General features: G+C 44.3%; 19 protein-coding genes. 5 read left to right on the forward strand and 14 right to left on the reverse strand.

The window, feature by feature from the left end:
- Position 1: 1 nt before the first annotated feature.
- From ACBR23_RS02480 to ACBR23_RS02490, 3 genes are read right to left on the reverse strand one after another with little or no spacing between them, the layout of a single operon-like run.
- Entirely contained in the window at positions 2 to 562 is a 561-nt protein-coding gene (locus ACBR23_RS02480) for a ubiquitin-conjugating enzyme E2 (protein ID WP_371118649.1), read from the reverse strand.
- Complete coding sequence (locus ACBR23_RS02485; RefSeq protein WP_371118650.1) at positions 559 to 810, reverse strand: hypothetical protein; 252 nt, start codon at positions 808 to 810, stop codon at positions 559 to 561. The genes ACBR23_RS02480 and ACBR23_RS02485 overlap by 4 nt, the downstream gene beginning before the upstream one ends.
- Positions 811 to 821: 11 nt before the next feature.
- Positions 822 to 1,979, reverse strand: a complete 1,158-nt coding sequence (locus ACBR23_RS02490) for a ThiF family adenylyltransferase (protein ID WP_371118651.1) — start codon at positions 1,977 to 1,979, stop codon at positions 822 to 824.
- A gap of 416 nt (positions 1,980 to 2,395) precedes the next feature.
- Between ACBR23_RS02490 and ACBR23_RS02495 the strand changes: the two genes are divergently transcribed.
- Positions 2,396 to 2,884 carry a helix-turn-helix domain-containing protein gene (locus ACBR23_RS02495; protein WP_371118652.1) on the forward strand — a complete coding sequence of 163 codons (489 nt, stop codon included), beginning with the start codon at positions 2,396 to 2,398 and terminating at the stop codon, positions 2,882 to 2,884.
- Positions 2,885 to 3,103: 219 nt separating this feature from the next.
- On the opposite strand, the gene ACBR23_RS02500 is transcribed toward ACBR23_RS02495, so the two are convergent.
- From ACBR23_RS02500 to ACBR23_RS02515, 4 genes are all read right to left on the reverse strand, one after another.
- A complete protein-coding gene (locus ACBR23_RS02500) occupies positions 3,104 to 3,688 on the reverse strand; it encodes a hypothetical protein (protein WP_371118653.1) in 585 nt (194 codons plus the stop codon).
- A gap of 110 nt (positions 3,689 to 3,798) precedes the next feature.
- Positions 3,799 to 4,359: a Uma2 family endonuclease gene (locus tag ACBR23_RS02505; RefSeq protein ID WP_341735500.1), complete on the reverse strand. Its 561-nt coding sequence runs from the start codon at positions 4,357 to 4,359 to the stop codon at positions 3,799 to 3,801.
- A 95-nt stretch (positions 4,360 to 4,454) separates the two neighbouring features.
- The gene (locus ACBR23_RS02510) at positions 4,455 to 5,885 is read right to left on the reverse strand and encodes a DUF3370 domain-containing protein (protein ID WP_371118654.1); all 1,431 of its coding nucleotides are present in this window, start codon (positions 5,883 to 5,885) and stop codon (positions 4,455 to 4,457) included.
- A 102-nt stretch (positions 5,886 to 5,987) separates the two neighbouring features.
- On the reverse strand, positions 5,988 to 6,203 hold the full coding sequence (locus tag ACBR23_RS02515) for a hypothetical protein (protein ID WP_371118655.1): 216 nt from the start codon (positions 6,201 to 6,203) through the stop codon (positions 5,988 to 5,990).
- Between the two features lie 48 nt (positions 6,204 to 6,251).
- Between ACBR23_RS02515 and surE the strand changes: the two genes are divergently transcribed.
- Both surE and ACBR23_RS02525 read left to right on the forward strand, forming a co-directional pair.
- The gene (gene surE / locus ACBR23_RS02520) at positions 6,252 to 6,929 is read left to right on the forward strand and encodes a 5'/3'-nucleotidase SurE (protein ID WP_371118656.1); all 678 of its coding nucleotides are present in this window, start codon (positions 6,252 to 6,254) and stop codon (positions 6,927 to 6,929) included.
- 212 nt (positions 6,930 to 7,141) lie between these two features.
- Positions 7,142 to 8,050, forward strand: a complete 909-nt coding sequence (locus ACBR23_RS02525; RefSeq protein ID WP_371114221.1) for a pentapeptide repeat-containing protein — start codon at positions 7,142 to 7,144, stop codon at positions 8,048 to 8,050.
- Between the two features lie 547 nt (positions 8,051 to 8,597).
- Here ACBR23_RS02525 and ACBR23_RS02530 read toward each other — a convergent pair.
- The 3 genes from ACBR23_RS02530 to ACBR23_RS02540 form a co-directional block, all read right to left on the reverse strand.
- Positions 8,598 to 9,998: an ATP-binding protein gene (locus tag ACBR23_RS02530; protein ID WP_371114220.1), complete on the reverse strand. Its 1,401-nt coding sequence runs from the start codon at positions 9,996 to 9,998 to the stop codon at positions 8,598 to 8,600.
- Between the two features lie 14 nt (positions 9,999 to 10,012).
- Positions 10,013 to 10,564, reverse strand: coding sequence for a heme NO-binding domain-containing protein (locus ACBR23_RS02535; protein ID WP_340541682.1), 552 nt, complete (start codon positions 10,562 to 10,564; stop codon positions 10,013 to 10,015).
- 356 nt (positions 10,565 to 10,920) lie between these two features.
- Positions 10,921 to 12,507, reverse strand: a complete 1,587-nt coding sequence (locus ACBR23_RS02540; RefSeq protein WP_371118657.1) for a B12-binding domain-containing radical SAM protein — start codon at positions 12,505 to 12,507, stop codon at positions 10,921 to 10,923.
- Positions 12,508 to 12,805: 298 nt separating this feature from the next.
- On the opposite strand from ACBR23_RS02540, the gene ACBR23_RS02545 reads away from it, so the two are divergent.
- Positions 12,806 to 13,399, forward strand: a complete 594-nt coding sequence (locus tag ACBR23_RS02545; RefSeq protein ID WP_371118658.1) for a Uma2 family endonuclease — start codon at positions 12,806 to 12,808, stop codon at positions 13,397 to 13,399.
- A 94-nt stretch (positions 13,400 to 13,493) separates the two neighbouring features.
- On the forward strand, positions 13,494 to 14,078 hold the full coding sequence (locus tag ACBR23_RS02550; protein ID WP_371118659.1) for a Uma2 family endonuclease: 585 nt from the start codon (positions 13,494 to 13,496) through the stop codon (positions 14,076 to 14,078).
- A 383-nt stretch (positions 14,079 to 14,461) separates the two neighbouring features.
- On the opposite strand, the gene ACBR23_RS02555 is transcribed toward ACBR23_RS02550, so the two are convergent.
- The 4 genes from ACBR23_RS02555 to ACBR23_RS02570 all read right to left on the reverse strand — a co-directional run bounded on the left by ACBR23_RS02555 (position 14,462) and on the right by ACBR23_RS02570 (position 18,187).
- Complete coding sequence (locus ACBR23_RS02555; RefSeq protein ID WP_371114217.1) at positions 14,462 to 14,998, reverse strand: Uma2 family endonuclease; 537 nt, start codon at positions 14,996 to 14,998, stop codon at positions 14,462 to 14,464.
- Positions 14,999 to 15,069: 71 nt separating this feature from the next.
- On the reverse strand, positions 15,070 to 15,204 hold the full coding sequence (locus tag ACBR23_RS02560) for a hypothetical protein (RefSeq protein ID WP_341735492.1): 135 nt from the start codon (positions 15,202 to 15,204) through the stop codon (positions 15,070 to 15,072).
- Between the two features lie 44 nt (positions 15,205 to 15,248).
- Positions 15,249 to 17,333: an elongation factor G gene (gene fusA / locus ACBR23_RS02565; RefSeq protein ID WP_341735491.1), complete on the reverse strand. Its 2,085-nt coding sequence runs from the start codon at positions 17,331 to 17,333 to the stop codon at positions 15,249 to 15,251.
- Between the two features lie 368 nt (positions 17,334 to 17,701).
- The gene (locus tag ACBR23_RS02570) at positions 17,702 to 18,187 is read right to left on the reverse strand and encodes a CRR6 family NdhI maturation factor (RefSeq protein ID WP_341735490.1); all 486 of its coding nucleotides are present in this window, start codon (positions 18,185 to 18,187) and stop codon (positions 17,702 to 17,704) included.
- Positions 18,188 to 18,291 lie beyond the last annotated feature (104 nt).

The raw sequence follows: 18,291 nt of genomic DNA on the forward strand, positions 1-18,291 counted from the left end.
ATTAGCTGCCCTCTAAATCTAGAAACACAATATTTTCCATGTAGCTATTAATTGCTGACAGATCATTCCAAATTAGGTTTGAAGGTGTTTTAGGAGACTTGAATGTTTTATTGTCTACAGGAAGTCGATCGCGATTATTTTTATACCATGCCCAAGCCTGGTGGTTATCAGAACCATCCTTGTAGATAATATCGTCTACATATTGGATAACTTTGCCTATCCGCAGAACTAACTCAGGTAGAGTCTCTGCCATCTCACTCCAGCGCCCCAAGCAGACAACTCCATTAGGAAAAACATCTGGGTGAAAAATAGGAGTCAAAAACTTAGCATCTGGTCTCCCCCTTGGGTAACTATTGCCTAAAGTAATTTCTACGTGGTGACTGCTACGAAATATAGGTTCATTTGCCCGTAAACTCTCTATTCCTCGACATCGATATTCGATGACGTATTGATAGGGCGGATTACCGTCTATTGAAATAATTACCAGTGTCTCACCGGAATTATCAACCAGTTCGGATAACGCTTTAAAATCATTTTGAAGTCGTTTTTCCCGAACATTCATTTTTGACCTGCCTCCAAAATTGGTAGAACTGAGAAAACATCGTTTTCCTCAACTCCCACTGAATCCAAAGTGGCGGAAGAATCTAACTGTTCCCCAGTTCGATCTAGGCGGACAGCATAATTAGCATTAGAGGGAAGGCTCCACTTCTGCTGTGTGGTTTGTAGAAGCTGTCCAATTGTGAGAGTACCAGGTAGATTAACGGCTGCTTTACGAGTTCCATCAGCCATGCGTACAACTACAGAAGCCATATTTCCTCCTATTATATTTGGCAAAATTGGATTGCTATTTGACCTTTCGCGGTCTCGCAGTGTAGTATCTCGTTCTTCGCTAGACATAAATCTCCTAAAATATTTGCACAAGAATTGTCTAGGGTCAGATTTCTAATTACTTCAAAATCCCTTTGCTCATAACTACACTTGGGGCAAGCTAATTGGGATTCTGGGTATTGGCGTAAAGGACTATTTACCTTTTCCTCATACCCGCAATTTGGACATTTCATCTGACCAATTATCTCATTGCGTAACCAGAGAACAGGAGACGAAAATCCTGATGTCTCTAGCTGTTTAAGAATTTCTTTCACCTCCAAATTTGGATCGTGTTTGAAGCTGATTGTTGGTTCAATTGACAAGTCGTGTGCTAGACAATCCTCCTGACGCTGAATTTTTACTTTGAAAGCTGTCCAAGGACTTAACCCTAGAAAGATTTTTTCACCCGCTTCAAGTAAACCTGTTTTGCCGTGCAAATAGAGGAGTGCTTGGTGAACTTGCATCGCGCCTGTGATTGAGGTAATTGTTGCTGTTGTCGGCATTGTAGCATCAGGAAGATTTCGTTTCACTCCCTGACAAGAATATCGCTGGTTTCTTCGCTCCCACATTGGCTGAGAAATGCTGCACTCATAGCAAGCTGCCTCAGTTTTGGGATCAAAAAAACTAACTTCTCCTTCGGCTACGCCAATGCCACCATTGATCCAGGGAATGCCAGCCCGATATGCAAGCTGGTTAATCACCCACCGGGCATTTATGCTATCCAAGCAGCCAATAATAATGTCATGTTCACGAACATCGCCAATCCCCAAGTCAAATTCCAAATCGCCGTGAATCGACTCAATGGAAATTTCTGGGTTAATTTCGAGGAGACGTTGGCGGGCGACCTCGACTTTCGGCAAGTTTAAACTAGCATCTGACTCTCGGAATAAAACTGAGCGAGTGAGATTGGTAATCGAGACAGTATCAAAGTCAATGACAGTGATATGCCCTACCCCCAGTAGTGCCAGATTTTTCAGCACTTCGTTGCCTAAAGCACCCGCCCCAGCAACTAGCACTCTGGCAGTTTTGAGTTTTGCCTGATCCCACCAGTCAATTAGATAGTGCCTTCCGTAGCGACTTTCTAGATCGCCACTAATTTCAAAGAAGTCCATAACAGAATTGCATCTTCGATTAGCTTGCTAGTCTTTATTCAGGGCAAATCCACAAAATTATGCAAAAGCCCAGAAATCAGATCCTTCCCAAGAAAGCCTGCTACAGCCTCCTACTTATATATCGGGGCCACACCCACAAAATTATGCAGAACCCAGAAAATAAATTAAAAAAATTACCGACAGCACCCGAAACTAGAGTCAAACCCAGAAAAATACCAAAGTTCAGCCCTAATCCCTGTCGTAACACTAACTGTAATCAGTAATCACTCAAAAGCCCCGCCACAAAGGTTTTAACCTGTGACTTGCACCATTTAAACTTGAGCTTTCAAGTATATTAAGCCAAATAACACCGAGCATACACTTACATACATCAGGAATTATGTTAGACTTCCATCAGGAACTTCACACACCTATTTATGGCATCCACAAACGATCGCTTCGTCGAAGCAGAAAGCCGCTGGGACCTAAAAACTCTGTACGCAGACTTGGCCGCCGTTAAGGGAAAGCCTCTCACCCCCGTAGAAAAGCTGCACCTGCGGGGGTTGCTTTGTGGCAACAGTCCCGCTGAGATCGCCGAAAAGCTGCAAAAGAATCCCAAAGGAGTTGAAACTGACCTGTGTGCCTCTATTTATAAATACGTTAAAGCCTTTGTGGGTAAAGGCATTGAAAAGATCGAAAATTGGAGAAATATTGCTGAATGGATTGAAGATGCTGGATATCAAACTCAGTCGTCTACTAAATTCCCAGTCAAAGATTTATTACCTGAAAAGAGTGTAGTTAATATAAGTAATATAACTATTGAAAAAAATCAAATAGTAATTGTTTTTAAGGTAGAAATACCGACTTCACCAGATTCAGAACTCTCAATAGAAAATCTAGACATCAACGATAACAACGCTAACTAAAATTTTGCCAGAACTCAACTGATTGGTAGTCGGTAGCGTTCATAAAGAAACCGGGTTTTTGTGAGATACTTTGTTACAGTGCGAAGATTCGGGAAAAAACCCGGTTTCTTTGGTTGTGCGAGTGTCCAGAAACCTCGGTTAGCTTCATAGTCCAACCGGGGTTGAAACCCCTGTCTCATAGCGAAAGTCCTCTAAAGAGGACTAAAGAGTTTTTGATTTTTATCTCAGCTTTTCAGTCGGTTTCAACCGACTTTCGCTATTAGCCAGGGGTTGAAACCCCTGGCAGGTTTGTGCGACACCACCGACAGACATCGATGAGTAAATCTCATTTTCTGGGACAGATAGTACGAGAAATCCCTCTCTATTATTCTCCCATTTCAAGTTATTTTTAATCTGACTAATGCACTCACTAACATTTTGTTCGTATAGACTATCTAGGCGATCGCAGTGCCATTCAAATACCACAACCCATTGAGGTTGTTCAGTCAGAATCAACTTGAGAAAATCATCAAAACTTTTGCCTTCCCAATCTATCTGCTCACCATTCACCTCGGATTCTAACAAGTCCAATCCTTTCCCTTGCACCGAAAAGTTCACCCATTGCAGATTTTCGTAAGCGGGGGGTAAGCGCTTGATTATATGGGCTGGAATTTCCCGTTCTACTAATTTTATATATTTGCCCCAAACGTAATACTTTTCACCTTGGGGATATTCTATGCCACCCCAAGTAAAAGTTTCCTGATGAACTTCTAAATAATCAAGAGTTTGTCTTGTCGAAAGTAATATTTCAAAACAAGCATCCATAATTTCTCCTTTAGTTAATCAACATCTCTGCAATACCACCAAAATTGTTGCACTTGGATTTGCTCGATATCCTCCTAGATGTACGATAGCTTATCTACTTCCTTATCGCTCTAACCCAAAATAAAATCAACGCTTACTTCAAACTCAGGAAAAGCTAGCGGCGCAACCATTTCTCCCCGCTCAAACTTTTGCATTGAAGTATAGCCATTAGCCGTCGGATAACGGTAAACTTCTAAACAATTCACATCCAGATCCCACAACCATACTTCCTGAATACCAGAACGAGCATAGTTAGGAACTTTCACATCGCGATCGAAACCAACAGTGCTATCAGAAACCTCCACTAACAACAAAACTTCCGATGGTACTGGATGTGCAGTAGCGTAGTAGTCAGCGCGAGGTTGCAGCAATACAACATCCGGTTGAGGTTCAGTTTTTTCTGTTAACTGGATCGGGTCTTGAGCGCCTATAATCGCACGTCTTCTCTCCAAATCAGAGAACACAGCGATCAGACGCTTAACCGAACTTGCATGACGAGTACCAATTGCAGCCATCTGAACAATTTCTCCTTCTATCAATTCCACTCGGTCATCTTCACCCAAAATGCCAGCCTCACCCATTAGGTGATATTCTTGCACTGTAAATAGCCGTCTTTGCATCTGAACAGACATAACTATTCTCCTTATTCGGCAGTTGTATAAACTTTATCATTGTTGCCAGTAAGATTCTACCTACTGGCCGATCGTCCTAACTCAATCACCATCAACTAATTACTCGATCGCACCGTCAACACTTGCGGCGGCGTCGCATCCGGCGGATACAAGAAATCCACCTGCACCAAACGCCTTTCCCCAGGCTTCATATTCAAATTCACCAAAGGTTCCCCCTGCTGTCCCCGGCGCTGCACGATGTGAATGTAGCGCGTCAAAGTCTTACCTCGATCGTCACTAAACATTACCCGCACCGTACCTCGGAAAAATATCCGATTTTCAGGAGGGTCGTAAAACATCAATCCCCCCGATTCTGTATTAGCCTTAATCGGTGTTTGCATCTTAATACTCACAGATTGAGACTCGCGAGATTTGTTATAAAGCGGAAAATTTAAGTTATATTGAATGCCATAATTACCGTGGGCAAAATAAGCCGTATCGGGATAACGAGCTAACATTTTAGCACTTTGAATTTGACCAGTGCCAAAAGTACCCGTATCCGTAGTGCTCAAGGCATAGGAAAATTCCTCCCCTGGTTTGGGAATAGTTAAATAATCCGTGTTTGAACTATCAGTAATTTTAGCTTCCCACTGGGAACCAGACGCTACTCCCGCAACCCGACCATAAATTTTTTGCTCAGGATTTAAGCCGATCGCCGTTGGTGCTAAATCCCTCGGCCCTGCTAAACCTTTGGTATTTAAAATATTTTCCCACTGTTCTAACGTCGGATATTGTTCGACTCCGGCGGGAGTTTTGGGAGCAAACATCGCCAAACTAGCAACATAAACCGAATTGCTGCTCGATACTCGCATTAAAGTCGATCGACCATTAGAAGCAGGCGTGACATTCCCCACAGGTATGGGCAAATTCATCAGCATTCGGCTCTGCTTGGCTGGAATTTCGATCGCAGCCGGCAAAATCCCTTGTCTGTACCCCCGCAGCACATCACTGGTGATGCGGCTCCCAGGCCCAGCAAACACAGTGCCGAATCGATTGTCTAAATAGGAAGGCAAATCGACAAACAGAGCATCGGGCCGAGTTAAATAAGTCGCTCCTTGCAATACATTCAAAGTGACAGGCTCGTCATTGGGATTGTAGACAATTATTCCTTGAAATAAAGTGCGAGTTTGTTCGCGATTTTTTGCCTTGGCTATGTGGTGAGCAAAGATGTCAAATCTGCCTTTGAAGGGAAAGTTTAAGTGCGCCGAAGGTACTTGTTTTGCTTCTTGGGGAAATGTCGAGAGCAAGATGCCTTCGGTTTGCACGACTTCGGGGCTGTTGCTATTGAAAACCGGGATGTTGTCAAGTTGTCCCGGCAAAATCCGCACTTGCTGGCGCTGCATCAGGGTTTTCAGTGGACTGCTGCTGGGCTGTGGGGGTAAATCTAGTTCGTTTTCCGGTACGGGTAGTTCTGGCTGGATAATCAGTTGCTGTTGGGTAGGAGGTGCGGCGATTGTTTGAGCGAGGGGGAAAATTGGCAAAAACATTAATGTAAGCGCGTTTAACTGAACTTGTGTTAATATTTGGCGATCGGGCGATCGACACAAAACTTTACCACAAGTTGGTGATGTGTTCAGATGATTTTGGGATTATATGTTTTCAGGGCATTGGGAATTGGGCATTGGGAATTGGTCATAGGGCATCGGGCATCGGGCATTGGGCATTGGGAATTGGTCATCGGGCATTGGGCAACCCCCCCCTACCCCCCCCAAGGGGGGAATGGAGCAGGAAATACAGAGAAATAACCAATAACCAATAACCAATAACCAATAACCAATAACCAATAACCAATAACCAATAACCAATAACTAATAACCAATAACTAATAACCAATAACCAATAACTAATAACCAATGACCATAATTTTAACCAACGACGACGGCATAGATGCTCCAGGCATTCAGGCTCTTTTGCAGGCGGTAAGCGGCAAGACGATAATGGTGGCTCCTCAAGGGCAATTGTCTGGCTGTGGACACCAGGTGACTGCTCACAGTCCGATTCATGTCGATCGCCGATCGTCCGTCGAGTATGCTGTAGGGGGAACACCCGCAGACTGCGTTCGCATTGCCCTCAATCACCTGTGTCCAAAACCCGATTTGGTACTTTCCGGTATTAATGCCGGCGGTAATTTGGGTGTTGATGTCTACCTTTCTGGTACCGTTGCCGCCGTGCGGGAAGCCGCGATGCACGGGATTCCTGGTGTGGCGATTTCCCACTGGATTAAAAGACCTTGGGAGATAGACTGGGAAGTGGCGACTCGTTGGACATCGCAGGTGTTGGCAGATTTGCTCAATCGCGAACCCAAATCTGGTTGTTTCTGGAATGTGAATTTGCCACATTTAGCACCCGGAAGTGCGGAACCGGAAATTGTGTTTTGTCGCCCTTCTACTGAGCCTTTGCCGCTGGTATATCGCCAGGAGGGAGAATACTTTAATTATGTGGGTGAATACAGCAAGCGCGATCGGGCACCGGGTACTGATGTGGATGTCTGTTTTGGTGGCAATATTGCAGTCACACAGATTTCCCTATGAGCGATGTGGACTACCATCTCACTAAATTTTAGGTAGTTCGCCCACAAGATTGTTACCAAATTATTAATAAAAAATTACAAAAAACAACATATATTGAGAAATATCAAGTTAATTTTCACAATTCTGCCAAGTGCGATCGCCATAACTCGATTAGGTATAAAATTTAGATATAAAATTTTTAGCAATAGTTCATATTTCGAGATGAGACTTCTATGGAAGTAACCGAGCTGCTCAAAGACTATGAAAATGGCAAAAGAGACTTTGCAGGAGCCAACCTCAGTGGAGCCAACCTCAGTGGAGCCATCTTAGTTGGAGTAAACCTTTCAAAGGCTAATCTTGTCGGGGCGAACCTGAGCAGGGCTGTTCTCACCAAAGCACAACTCAGCGGTGCTAACCTTCACAGGGCAAATCTCAGTTTTGCCAAAATGGGCGAAGTCCGACTAGCGGACTCCGATTTGACCAAAACCAATCTCAGCGGAGCTTTCCTAGTCAAAGCAAAACTGCCCAGAGCGCGACTCAGTGGCGTTCTACTCATCGGTAGCAACCTGCGGAGTGCCATCCTCTGGAACGCCAATTTGTGTAATGGTGACTTGCAATTCATCAACCTGCGGGGCGCGAATCTGACCGGCTCAAACCTTAACTGGGCAAACTTAGGGGGGGCAAAACTCAGCGGTGCGATGCTCTTTGGAGCCCAACTCACGGGCATCTGTCTGAAAAAAGCATACATCAACGGCATCGATTTGAGTGGAACCGATCTCAATGGTGTCAATCTCAGCGAAGCAAAACTCAACGGTGTCAACTTGGAAGGCTCAAATTTGGAAGCAGCCAATCTCACGGGAGCTCAGTTGCGGAATGTCAAGTTGACGGGAGCAAATTTAACCAGGGCGAATTTGGCTGGAGTTTCTTTGGTGCAAGCCAATCTCGATTGGGCCAGGCTGTGCTACGCCGACTTGAGCGAAGCTGACTTGAGGGGAGCTACCTTAATCGGAGCGAACTTTGAGGGTACTCAGTTAGCGGGAGCCACAGTGTCGGAATCTGCCAGTGGCTATTTCTGTTTAACTGCTGCGGGTGCTGTCGCAACTTGGGAAACGCAAACAATCACGATTGCTGCTACTGGTTGAGCTTTAAATTTAAACTAGAGCGGAATCTCGATCGCAAATGCCGCTCTCTCTTGCGATCGCCGCCTAGGTCCGATCGAACATAAAGTGATTCTGAATATCCTGGAAACGTGGCGCGATCTCTGTTACTAATGGCAACAATGAAAATTGAACAACATTAAGCGCAATTTCGACAGTGGCTGCTATCTCTACTTGCGGCCTTCTGTACTACCATAATTTTTGTTGTCATTTTTCGGCTTAGCAACACCATCAGGCTGTTTCTTTGGCTTTTTGACTTCTTTGTTACTTTTTCTTTCTTTTGACATAATGATTCCTCAATTTTGATTAATTATAACATATAGCAATCCTCGCATCATTTGTGAATTTCTTACTCCCTCCCCTTGATAAGGGGAGGGTTGGGGTGGGGTAAAAAACTTTACGACTCCTGCAAGGACTGCTATAGATTGAAACCTGTGCCTAAATCTAAGTATATCTGGTGGCTCTACCCTCAATTTTTATATCCTATCCGGTCAATTAATCTCAACCACACAGCAATAAACAAGTGCAAGAGTTAGGAATTTAACAGCGGAATTTCGATCGCAAATTCCGCCCCATCTCCCGGTGCAGAAATACAGCTTAACTTACCCCCGTGTTTTTCCACCACAATCCCATAGCTAATTGACAATCCCAAACCCGTACCCTTTCCCACGGGCTTCGTTGTAAAAAATGGGTCAAATATTTTATCCATCGCCGATTGTTCCATACCCATACCATTGTCAGCAATCCTGACTACCAAATTCTGAGTATCATTGACTAAAGTCTGAATCACAATGGTAGGTTCTTGATTCCAGTCGGCACAATTTTCCTCTGCATCTCGCAAAGCATCTATGCTATTACTGATAATATTCATAAATACCTGATTAATTGACGATGCGTAGCAATTGATTAAGGGTAATTCACCATATTGTTTAATCACTTGAATCTCGGCATTTTTACCATAAGCTTTCAGCCGATGCTGTAAAATCAACAAAGTGCTATCAATGCCAGAATGAATATCTACAGCTTTCTTTTTCGCTTCATCATGGCGGGAAAAATTTTTGAGAGAATCTACAATTTTGCAGATGCGTTCCGTGCCAATTTTGATAGAATTTAGTAATTTGGGAAGGTCGGTTTCTAAAAAAACGATATCGATTATATCCGCTTCTGTGGCGATTTCTGATGGGGGTTGCGGATAGTATTTTTGATAAAGCTGTAATAATTTTAGCAGACTTTCTACGTATTCTTGCAGATATCTCAAATTACCATGAATAAAAGTTACCGGATTATTTATCTCATGGGCTATTCCGGCGACTAACATACCTAAACTTGACATTTTTTCTGCTTGAATTAGCTGTGATTGTGTTTCCTTAATGTTACTCAAAGCCTGTTTTAAATGTTGTGCTTGATTTTGGGATAAAGATGTCAGTTCTTTCTGCACTTCTAGTGATGCTTGAATCTGAATTTTCTGCTTAGTTAATTCTTCCGTCAAGCTTTGAACTTCCCGAATAGCCGTTTGGCTAGTTTGTTGCAAAAACAAAAAATCGGGAGTCAGATCGTGAATTGCAAAGTCTTTCAACTTGACAGCTAATTTGGATAGCAGGCTTGAGTCTGGATTCCACACCGAGCAAATAAACAGGATCACCTGTTCCTCTTTCAGAGCGACCATTTGGCCTTTTAATTTTAGAGAGTTATGCTTCGATTCTAGAATAAATAATGATTTGATTTTTTTCTGAATCTTTAAAATGTCAAAGGCGATCGCTGGCTGATGAATTTGAAAATGCCCATCTATTGGTTCACCTAATAATGTGATTTGATGAGTCCGTTGTAATACCTCGCCAACCTGGACAATTTCCAGATTGTGATTAAATCCTATATGAAATGGAAATATTTCACAAAAAATCTGGGGATGCAGTGTATACAGTGGCTTATTCATGAATATTTTGCAGTCTATTCGGCTCTGTATTCAATCCGAAATGTGTCACGTTCGCATCCTGCTTCACGGGATTCCGTTTGGGTGATATCAACTGCTGTGTGGAAGCGATCGCCCAAACCCTTGACTAACCCAACTACCATGGGTGCCAGACCTTCCCGTGTAGACTGATAATGCAGGTCTATCACATTTTCGGCAACTTCTGTACATTCAAAAGATGGTGGTTGCAACTTAGGAAATTGCACCCCAATCCGAGTATGTAAATCATCTAGATTTTCCAGAAATTCCGGTAATGTATCTCCGGCCATATCTAGTATTTCTTGATAACCCGCAGTAGCTGTAAATTTCACCCAGTATTCACCAAAGGCTTGCATAATTTCTGCACTAGATAAGCCAAGCTCTTGACTAGCAGATTTAACTAGACGATGAGTCAAATCATCGGGATAAGCTTCTAAAATCAGAAATTGCTGCTCTATAACTTCCGCTTTCTGTTTGATTTTTTCCCAAGTAGCTTCATCAAACAGATCGCATACCATGTCTTGAATCGCACGATTCACTAAACCATACATTTTAACTGCCTCCACTTATACTGATAATTTAGTGTTCATAATCGATCGCAATCGAGCAATTATTTATTGAAACTAAAATTTTGACCGGAAAAATTAAATGTATCATACCACAATTTTTGCTGGGATGGTTGTGATAATTTTTAGTTGTGGTATAAGTGTTTATTCGTAAGTGTATTTTCTCAGATGTCAGTGTATTTTTTTGGTGACACTTACTTAAGTAAACATCGAAGAACTTGAGTCAAAAAAAAAGCCAGAGCTTTGGCTCTGACTAGCACCGAAATCGACGTCAATTATTTGCCTAGGGCGCTAGAATCTATGGGTGTAAGCGCTCCCTAGTCTAATTGTTCAAGCCAAAATTAAATCACTGCCATCTTTTCATCTGAGTTAATGGGTTCAAATTCAGTCGCTAGAAACTCAGCCACTTGTGCTTCAATTTCATCGCGGACAATCTGACGATACTCGAAGAAATGCTCGATTTGGGCGCAAACGGAGAGATAGCTGCTGACACCACCGGGGTTATGGTAGTACATACTGAACAAATGGCTCCAAAATTGCCAGCGTGTGCTGCGCAGTACGCCTTGTCGCCAGCAAATTGTCAGTAGCGCCCTGATTGTGACCCAGTTAACTTTTTTGCTACTACCTTTGCCTTTTTTGGGATAGGTTGCTTCTCCTAAAAGGCGATAGTGGCGGTATGTGCGATCGAGAAAACGCTTTGGCTCATATAATTCCCAGAATGCTTCAATATACTCCTGAGCAATGTCTTCGAGGGGTCTCGTCGGCACAAAGTTCATTAAAGTTGTCTGATTGATATTAGCGGATTCTTTGCGTAATCTTCCTTCCTTTGCTAACCGATGCCAGAGTGCTGTATCAGGAAGGGCTTGCAGCATACTAAACAGAGCTGTGGGAATTGATGTTTGCTCTACAAACTGGACAATTCGTGCACCTGCTCCTGGCTTTTCTCCATCAAATCCAATGATGAATCCTGCCATTACTCGTATACCTGTGCGAGTGATTCTCTCCACGGCTTCGCTGAGAGAACTCCTGGTATTTTGGTATTTTTGAGTCAGGGCTAGGCTTTCTTCATCTGGTGTTTCAATGCCTAAAAAGACAGAACCAAAGTTACAGGCGACCATGGCATCCATTAATTCTTGGTCGTTGGCTAAATCTACGGAAGCTTCTGTGGCAAAGGAAAATGGATATTGATGTTCTACCATCCAGGGTAGAAGTTCTTTTAGGAATAGTTTGACGTTGCGTTTGTTGCCGATGAAGTTGTCATCAACCATGAAAATACTACGCCGCCAACCGAGTTCATATAGGCGATCGAGTTCTGCGATAATCTGGTCGGGGTTTTTGGTTCGTGGTTTGCGACCATAGAGGACGATAATGTCACAAAATTCGCACTGGAAGGGGCAACCTCGTGAGAATTGGACTGACATTTCGGCGTAGGCTTCAAATTCTAGTAAGTCGAATCTGGGGATTGGTGTGCCGGTGACATCGGGTCTTTCGCCACCAGCTCGGAAGATGCCTGAAGTGACTCCGTTGCCGATCGCCTCTACAAATAATGGTAGGGTAATTTCACCTTCATCTAAAATTAGATAGTCAGCACCGGCCATTTTTGCTTCGTCGGGTAATGCTGTGGGATAGGGTCCACCTACGGCAACTTGCTTATTTCTCTGCTTTGCTTCCCGAATTTGGATGAGTAAATCTTCTTTTTGGACAATCATTGCGGAGAGAATCACTAAGTCTGTCCAGGCCCATTCGGCTTCGGTAACTTGACGCACGTTGCGATCGACTAACTTAAATTGCCAATCTTGTGGCAGAATGGCAGCTACTGTGACTAAACCTAGAGGTGGCAACATTGCCGATCGATTGAGTAAAGCTAGGGTTTTCTCAAAAGACCAGAAACTTTTGGGAAATTGCGGATAGACAAGCAAAACGTTCATTCAAATTCCCCTTAAGTAATAATTTAGTGCAGCTTGTTTATTATTATCACAGGATTAGAAAAAATTAACAGAACTTATACACAAAAACTTAAGAAATCGGACACGGCATTGCCCTTGGACTACCCCAAATAATCATGTAGGGACACTCCAAAAGCCGTCTCCTCCGTTGCTTAAAACCCAAGTCCTATTCAAATTAAGGATTAAAAAATCTGGATTCAATCATGAGTTAGGCAGGATGTGGAACTTAACATTATAATTGACATAGGTTTAAATACAGAGATTTGTAAGGGCGATCGCCATGACGACAACCACAGCGACTAGAAAATTCACACTAGAAGAATACCTTGTTTATGACGATGGGACAGACACCAAATATGAACTCATAGACGGAGAATTAGTTGAAATGCCTCCAGAAAGTGACAGAAATAACTTGATTTCTCTCTATCTGCTTGTGGAATTCTTCAAGTTTGTCCCCATAAAACTCATACGTCATAAAGATACCGAGATTGTAGTCACTGGAAATCGCACCCGCGTCCGTTTTCCAGACCTGATAATCTTGACTGAGGAATTATTCGCGGCGATCGATGGCAGACGAGCTACAATTACGCAGGATATGCCACCACCTGCATTAGTGGTTGAGGTGGTTTCTCCGGGTAAAGTGAATGAAGATCGAGACTACCGCTACAAGCGATCGGAATATGCCGCACGGGGAATTCCTGAATACTGGATCGTTGACCCCAGTCAAGCAAAAGTTACCGTGCTGATATGGGTAGATGGACTGTATGAAGAAGCTGTTTTTCAAGGAAGTAATGCGATCGTCTCAACGACTTTTCCCGATCTGAAACTCACCGTAGCACAAGTTTTAGGAGCCGGGGAAACACAACCAAATTAGCAGAAAAGAACGCCAGATAATATAAAGGTAGGGTAGGTATTGGACGGTATAATAGACGTAGGTTGAAATACAGAGATTTGTAAGGGCGATCGCCATGACGACAACGACAGCGACCAGAAAACTCACCCTAGAAGAATACCTTGTTTATGACGATGGAACAGACACCAAATATGAACTCATAGATGGGGAATTAGTTGAAATGCCTCCAGAAAGTGACAGAAATAACTTGATTTCTCTCTATCTGCTTGTGGAATTCTTCAAGTTTGTCCCCATAAAACTCATACGTCATAAAGATACCGAGATTGTAGTCACTGGAAATCGCACCCGCGTCCGTTTTCCAGACCTGATAATCTTGACTGAGGAATTATTCGCGGCGATCGATGGCAGACGAGCTACAATTACGCAGGATATGCCACCACCTGCATTAGTGGTTGAGGTGGTTTCTCCGGGTAAAGTGAATGAAGATCGAGACTACCGCTACAAGCGATCGGAATATGCCGCACGGGGAATTCCTGAATACTGGATCGTTGACCCCAGTCAAGCAAAAGTTACCGTGCTGATATGGGTAGATGGACTGTATGAAGAAGCTGTTTTTCAAGGAAGCAATGCGATCGCATCGACGACTTTTCCCGATCTAAAACTCACCGTAGCACAAGTTTTAGGAGTCGGGGAAGCATGACCTGTTTCAGTATAGGTCGAAAAAAAATTAAAATATTGATTTAGGAATGACAGAGGAGACGGCAGTGCCGTGTCCCTACCACGATCAATTGTAGGGACACGGCACTGCCCAAGGAGTGTCAACTTAAGGTCAAACCCATAGTCCGGCGGGGGTTGAAACCCCCGCCTCAAAGCTAAAGTCCTCTAAAAGAGGACTGAAGAGAAGAATTTTCAACTCATTAGTCCTCTTTGAGAGGACTTTAGCTATTAGACAGGGGTTTCAACCCCTGGCGGACTCCGGGCCCACAGACGAACTTGGCGGGCTGACAGGTTAAGTTGACACTCCTTGGCACTGCCGTCTCCTCTATATTATGTCTGAGTGCAACCGGAATTGATATAAAATGCCTACTGTCGGCGAATCATAGACATCACAGCATCAACCGTAAGTTCCGGGGGAATACCTAAAACTGGTAAAATATCTGCACCCGAACAGATTATAGGTAGCTCCTCACCCTGCCATACCCAAACTTGTTGGTGAGATATATCGATTAGCCATGCTAATTGCGTGCCGTTACTCAGGCAGTGGAGAATCTTATTCTGCAAGTTTAAAGTGCTTTGATCCGGCGATCGAATTTCAATTAACCAATCCGGTGCGCCGTTAAGTGGCCCGTCTTCATCGGTAAGCCGATCGCCTGCTACAATTGCTATATCTGGTACTGGCGAGTAGGGAAGTACCAAGCAGCGCAACTCTGGTATCGCTTCAAACCGATCGGTCCGATCGTTGATATAGTTAACCAAGTTGTGTTGTAGTCGCGAATGAAAAAGGGTAGGCATAGTTTTTTGAACTGCTTGTCCCAGAATCAATTCCCATGCAGGTGAGGATTCAATATCTGGTTGAGCGAGGAAGTCTGTTAGTGAAAGTGTTGCGATCGACTCAATCATATTTTTTGTCGAACCTCACTGTACTTATTATTTTTTTTCGCCATGCTCTAGTTGAGCAAACCAACTTTGGATTAACTGCGATGTTTGCTTTCTAATTCTACCATCTGCGCGATCGAGGCAGAGCCTCTAGACATAGGTTCCCAGGCAGAGCCGGGGAACCAGTAGAATTCTACCATGCGCGCGATCGAGGCAGAGCCTCTAGACATAGGTTCCCAGGCAGAGCCGGGGAACCAGTAAAAATGCCAATTAACTACTTCGCAGCTTGACGCTCTTTGGCTTGCTTAATCACTTCTTCAGCGATGTTGCTGGGACAAGGAGCATAGTGGGAGAAGGACATGGAGAATTGTCCGCGCCCAGAGGTCATGGTACGCAAGTCACTGATGTAACCAAACATTTCGCTCAAGGGCACGTCTGCCTTGATCCGCGCTCCTGTTTGTCCTGTTTCTTGAGATTTCATCATCCCCCGGCGACGGTTGAGGTCTCCGATGACATCGCCCATGTAATCATCTGGAGTGAATACATCGACATTCATAATCGGTTCGAGCAATTGAGGTCCAGCTTTCGGAATTGATTGGCGATAGGCCGCTTTGGCTGCAATTTCAAAGGCCATTGCGGATGAGTCAACGGGGTGGAAACCACCTTCCAGGAGGGTGAATTTCAAGTCTAAGCAAGGGAATCCAGCTAGGACACCTTTATCGACGCAGCTTTCAAAGCCTTTTTCGACTGCTGGCCAATATTCTCTCGGTACACTACCACCGGTTACTTTTGACTCAAATATGAATCCACTTCCAGGCTCACCGGGTTCGATTACATAGCCGATTTTGGCAAATTGACCTGAACCACCGGATTGCTTTTTGTGGGTGTAATCGTCTTCTAGGCGCTTGGTAATCGATTCGCGGTAGGCTACTTGTGGTTCGCCAACTTCTACTTCGACGCCGTGGGTGCGCCGGAGAATGTCTACTTTGATGTCGAGGTGTAACTCGCCCATGCCTTTTAGAATCATTTCGCCACTTTCTTGATCCGTCACCATGTGGAAGGATGGGTCTTCTTGTACCATCTTGGTGAGGGCTGCTCCCATTTTTTCTTCGCCGCCTTTTTGTTTCGGTCTGACCGAAATTGAAATAACGGGTTCTGGGAACACCATTGGCTCTAGGGTGGCGGGATTTTTGGGGTCGCAGATGGTGTGTCCGGTGCGGACGTTTTTCATGCCGACGATCGCCACAATATCACCTGCTTGGGCAGAGTCAATTTCTTCGCGAGAGTTGGCGTGCATTTCTACCAAACGGCTGACGCGCTCGGTTTTGCCTGTGGCGGTGTTGAGTATGGTGTCGCCCTTGGACAGGGTTCCTGAGTACAGGCGGGTGAAGGTTAGGGCACCGTAGCGATCGTCCATGATCTTGAATGCTAGGGCGCGCAATGGTCTGCTGGGATCGACAATGGCAAATTCGCCGGTTTCATTCCCATCAAGATCGACTTCTGGTTGCGGTGTGACTTCCATGGGGTTTGGCAGATAGTCAACGACGGCATCGAGAACTAACTGTACGCCTTTGTTTTTGAAGGATGAGCCGCAGTAGGTGGGGAAAAAGGCCCGATCGCGAGTACCTTTGCGAATACAGCGTTTGAGGTCTTCAATACTCGGCTCGTTGCCTTCGAGATATTGTTCCATCAGAGTGTCATCTTGCTCAACGGCCAGTTCGATCAACTGTTCGCGCCAAGTTTCGACATCATCGACCATATCGGCGGGGACATCTTTAATTTCATAGTTCATGGGGTCGCCGGAATCATCCCAGATCCAGGCTTTGCGGGTGAGCAAATCGACTACGCCGCAGAATTTTTCTTCAATGCCGATCGGCAACACCATGACCATGGGCTTGGCTGCAAGAATTTTATCGACTTGCTTGACAACGCGGTAAAAATCTGCACCGGTGCGATCGAGCTTATTGATGTAGATGACACGAGCGACTTTGGAATCGTTGGCATAGCGCCAGTTGGTTTCCGATTGAGGTTCAACTCCACCGGAACCACAAAACACACCAATACCACCATCGAGTACCTTCAGAGAACGATAAACTTCAATGGTGAAATCGACGTGTCCTGGGGTATCGATGATATTCAGTTGGTGTTCATTCCAGAAGCAGGTGGTAGCAGCAGATTGAATTGTAATTCCGCGCTCTTGCTCCTGTTCCATGAAGTCCGTCGTCGCCGCGCCTTCGTGCACTTCACCAATCTTATGGATTTTACCCGTCAGCTTGAGGATTCTTTCGGTTGTAGTGGTCTTGCCTGCATCTACGTGGGCGAAGATGCCGATATTTCGATAACGAGTGAGATCTTTCATAATAAAAATCGGTATGCGGGAAACTCAGTGTCTAAAGACCTGAGATAAAAGCGACACGGGCGGCTTCAACCGCCTTATCAAGAGGGGAACAGGCTGGATTTCCATGACGCGGAATCAATAAATTTTTTTTCCGTGTTTTTGGTTTTACTACTTAATTGTAAACTATAGTTACACTACATGATTTCAGGGTAATACCCGAACAGACCTTGGCTCAAGTTGGGGCTTGCAACTAGAACAAAGAGTGACTGGTGTTTGGGGTTTGGCGTAGCAACCGCCTACACTCATCTGTGTGGCGATCTAATTCGGGTTGCTGGTCTAATATTCTAGGTGGGAAAGAATAATTTTTGGCAAACTAGATGTGCGATCGGCTATTTGTGGGGTAAAATCACATCAAAAAAAGCATCATCCAAGTCATAGCCCAACATTTGCGACATCGACAGCAACTTCGATTTGCTAGGAATTCCTTGTTGATGTAACCAATCAGTTAATACAAAAATTTTGTGCATCAAAAACATTTCCAAAGCTTCAGGATTGTACTGAATTCCTTCGGTGCGGTGGAACTGATGCGGCACCAACATGGCGGCATAGCGGGCTAATTCTCCGACTTTCCAATCTAGCAGAAAGGGGAGCCAAGGATAATAAGCATCTAAGCGAATAAACCACAGCCGAACCTCTGGGATTTCGGAAATTTCTCGCGGATCTAAATCTTCGCGCGGGTACTCTATTTCAAATTGTAGCTGTTGTTCGTTTTGGCCGATCGCCCCTGCTGCTAGCCACTGGTCAATTACTGTCTGTACCGGAGACAAATCTAAATTGTGGATCTGCTCGGCATTGATTGCTATCATAATACTCATAAAATGTCAACTTATTTGAGATTTGAGATGGTTGTTGGCTGCGCAGGAATCCGAGGGCAAGAGACCGAATTACCGGATTGTGAATAGGATAGCATTTAGCCGAT

Source organism: Microcoleus sp. (assembly GCF_041354475.1).
GTDB lineage: Bacteria > Cyanobacteriota > Cyanobacteriia > Cyanobacteriales > Microcoleaceae > Microcoleus.

Coding starts and splice junctions, on each gene's coding strand:
- ACBR23_RS02480 (WP_371118649.1), bottom strand. CDS start 562: ATGAATGTTCGGGAAAAACGACTTCAAAATGATTTTAAAGCGTTATCC.
- ACBR23_RS02570 (WP_341735490.1), bottom strand. CDS start 18,187: ATGAGTATTATGATAGCAATCAATGCCGAGCAGATCCACAATTTAGAT.
- surE (WP_371118656.1), top strand. CDS start 6,252: ATGACCATAATTTTAACCAACGACGACGGCATAGATGCTCCAGGCATT.
- ACBR23_RS02490 (WP_371118651.1), bottom strand. CDS start 1,979: ATGGACTTCTTTGAAATTAGTGGCGATCTAGAAAGTCGCTACGGAAGG.
- ACBR23_RS02540 (WP_371118657.1), bottom strand. CDS start 12,507: ATGAACGTTTTGCTTGTCTATCCGCAATTTCCCAAAAGTTTCTGGTCT.
- ACBR23_RS02530 (WP_371114220.1), bottom strand. CDS start 9,998: ATGAATAAGCCACTGTATACACTGCATCCCCAGATTTTTTGTGAAATA.
- ACBR23_RS02545 (WP_371118658.1), top strand. CDS start 12,806: ATGACGACAACCACAGCGACTAGAAAATTCACACTAGAAGAATACCTT.
- fusA (WP_341735491.1), bottom strand. CDS start 17,333: ATGAAAGATCTCACTCGTTATCGAAATATCGGCATCTTCGCCCACGTA.
- ACBR23_RS02525 (WP_371114221.1), top strand. CDS start 7,142: ATGGAAGTAACCGAGCTGCTCAAAGACTATGAAAATGGCAAAAGAGAC.
- ACBR23_RS02510 (WP_371118654.1), bottom strand. CDS start 5,885: ATGTTTTTGCCAATTTTCCCCCTCGCTCAAACAATCGCCGCACCTCCT.
- ACBR23_RS02535 (WP_340541682.1), bottom strand. CDS start 10,564: ATGTATGGTTTAGTGAATCGTGCGATTCAAGACATGGTATGCGATCTG.
- ACBR23_RS02555 (WP_371114217.1), bottom strand. CDS start 14,998: ATGATTGAGTCGATCGCAACACTTTCACTAACAGACTTCCTCGCTCAA.
- ACBR23_RS02550 (WP_371118659.1), top strand. CDS start 13,494: ATGACGACAACGACAGCGACCAGAAAACTCACCCTAGAAGAATACCTT.
- ACBR23_RS02485 (WP_371118650.1), bottom strand. CDS start 810: ATGGCTTCTGTAGTTGTACGCATGGCTGATGGAACTCGTAAAGCAGCC.
- ACBR23_RS02495 (WP_371118652.1), top strand. CDS start 2,396: ATGGCATCCACAAACGATCGCTTCGTCGAAGCAGAAAGCCGCTGGGAC.
- ACBR23_RS02560 (WP_341735492.1), bottom strand. CDS start 15,204: ATGTCTAGAGGCTCTGCCTCGATCGCGCGCATGGTAGAATTCTACTGG.
- ACBR23_RS02500 (WP_371118653.1), bottom strand. CDS start 3,688: ATGGATGCTTGTTTTGAAATATTACTTTCGACAAGACAAACTCTTGAT.
- ACBR23_RS02505 (WP_341735500.1), bottom strand. CDS start 4,359: ATGTCTGTTCAGATGCAAAGACGGCTATTTACAGTGCAAGAATATCAC.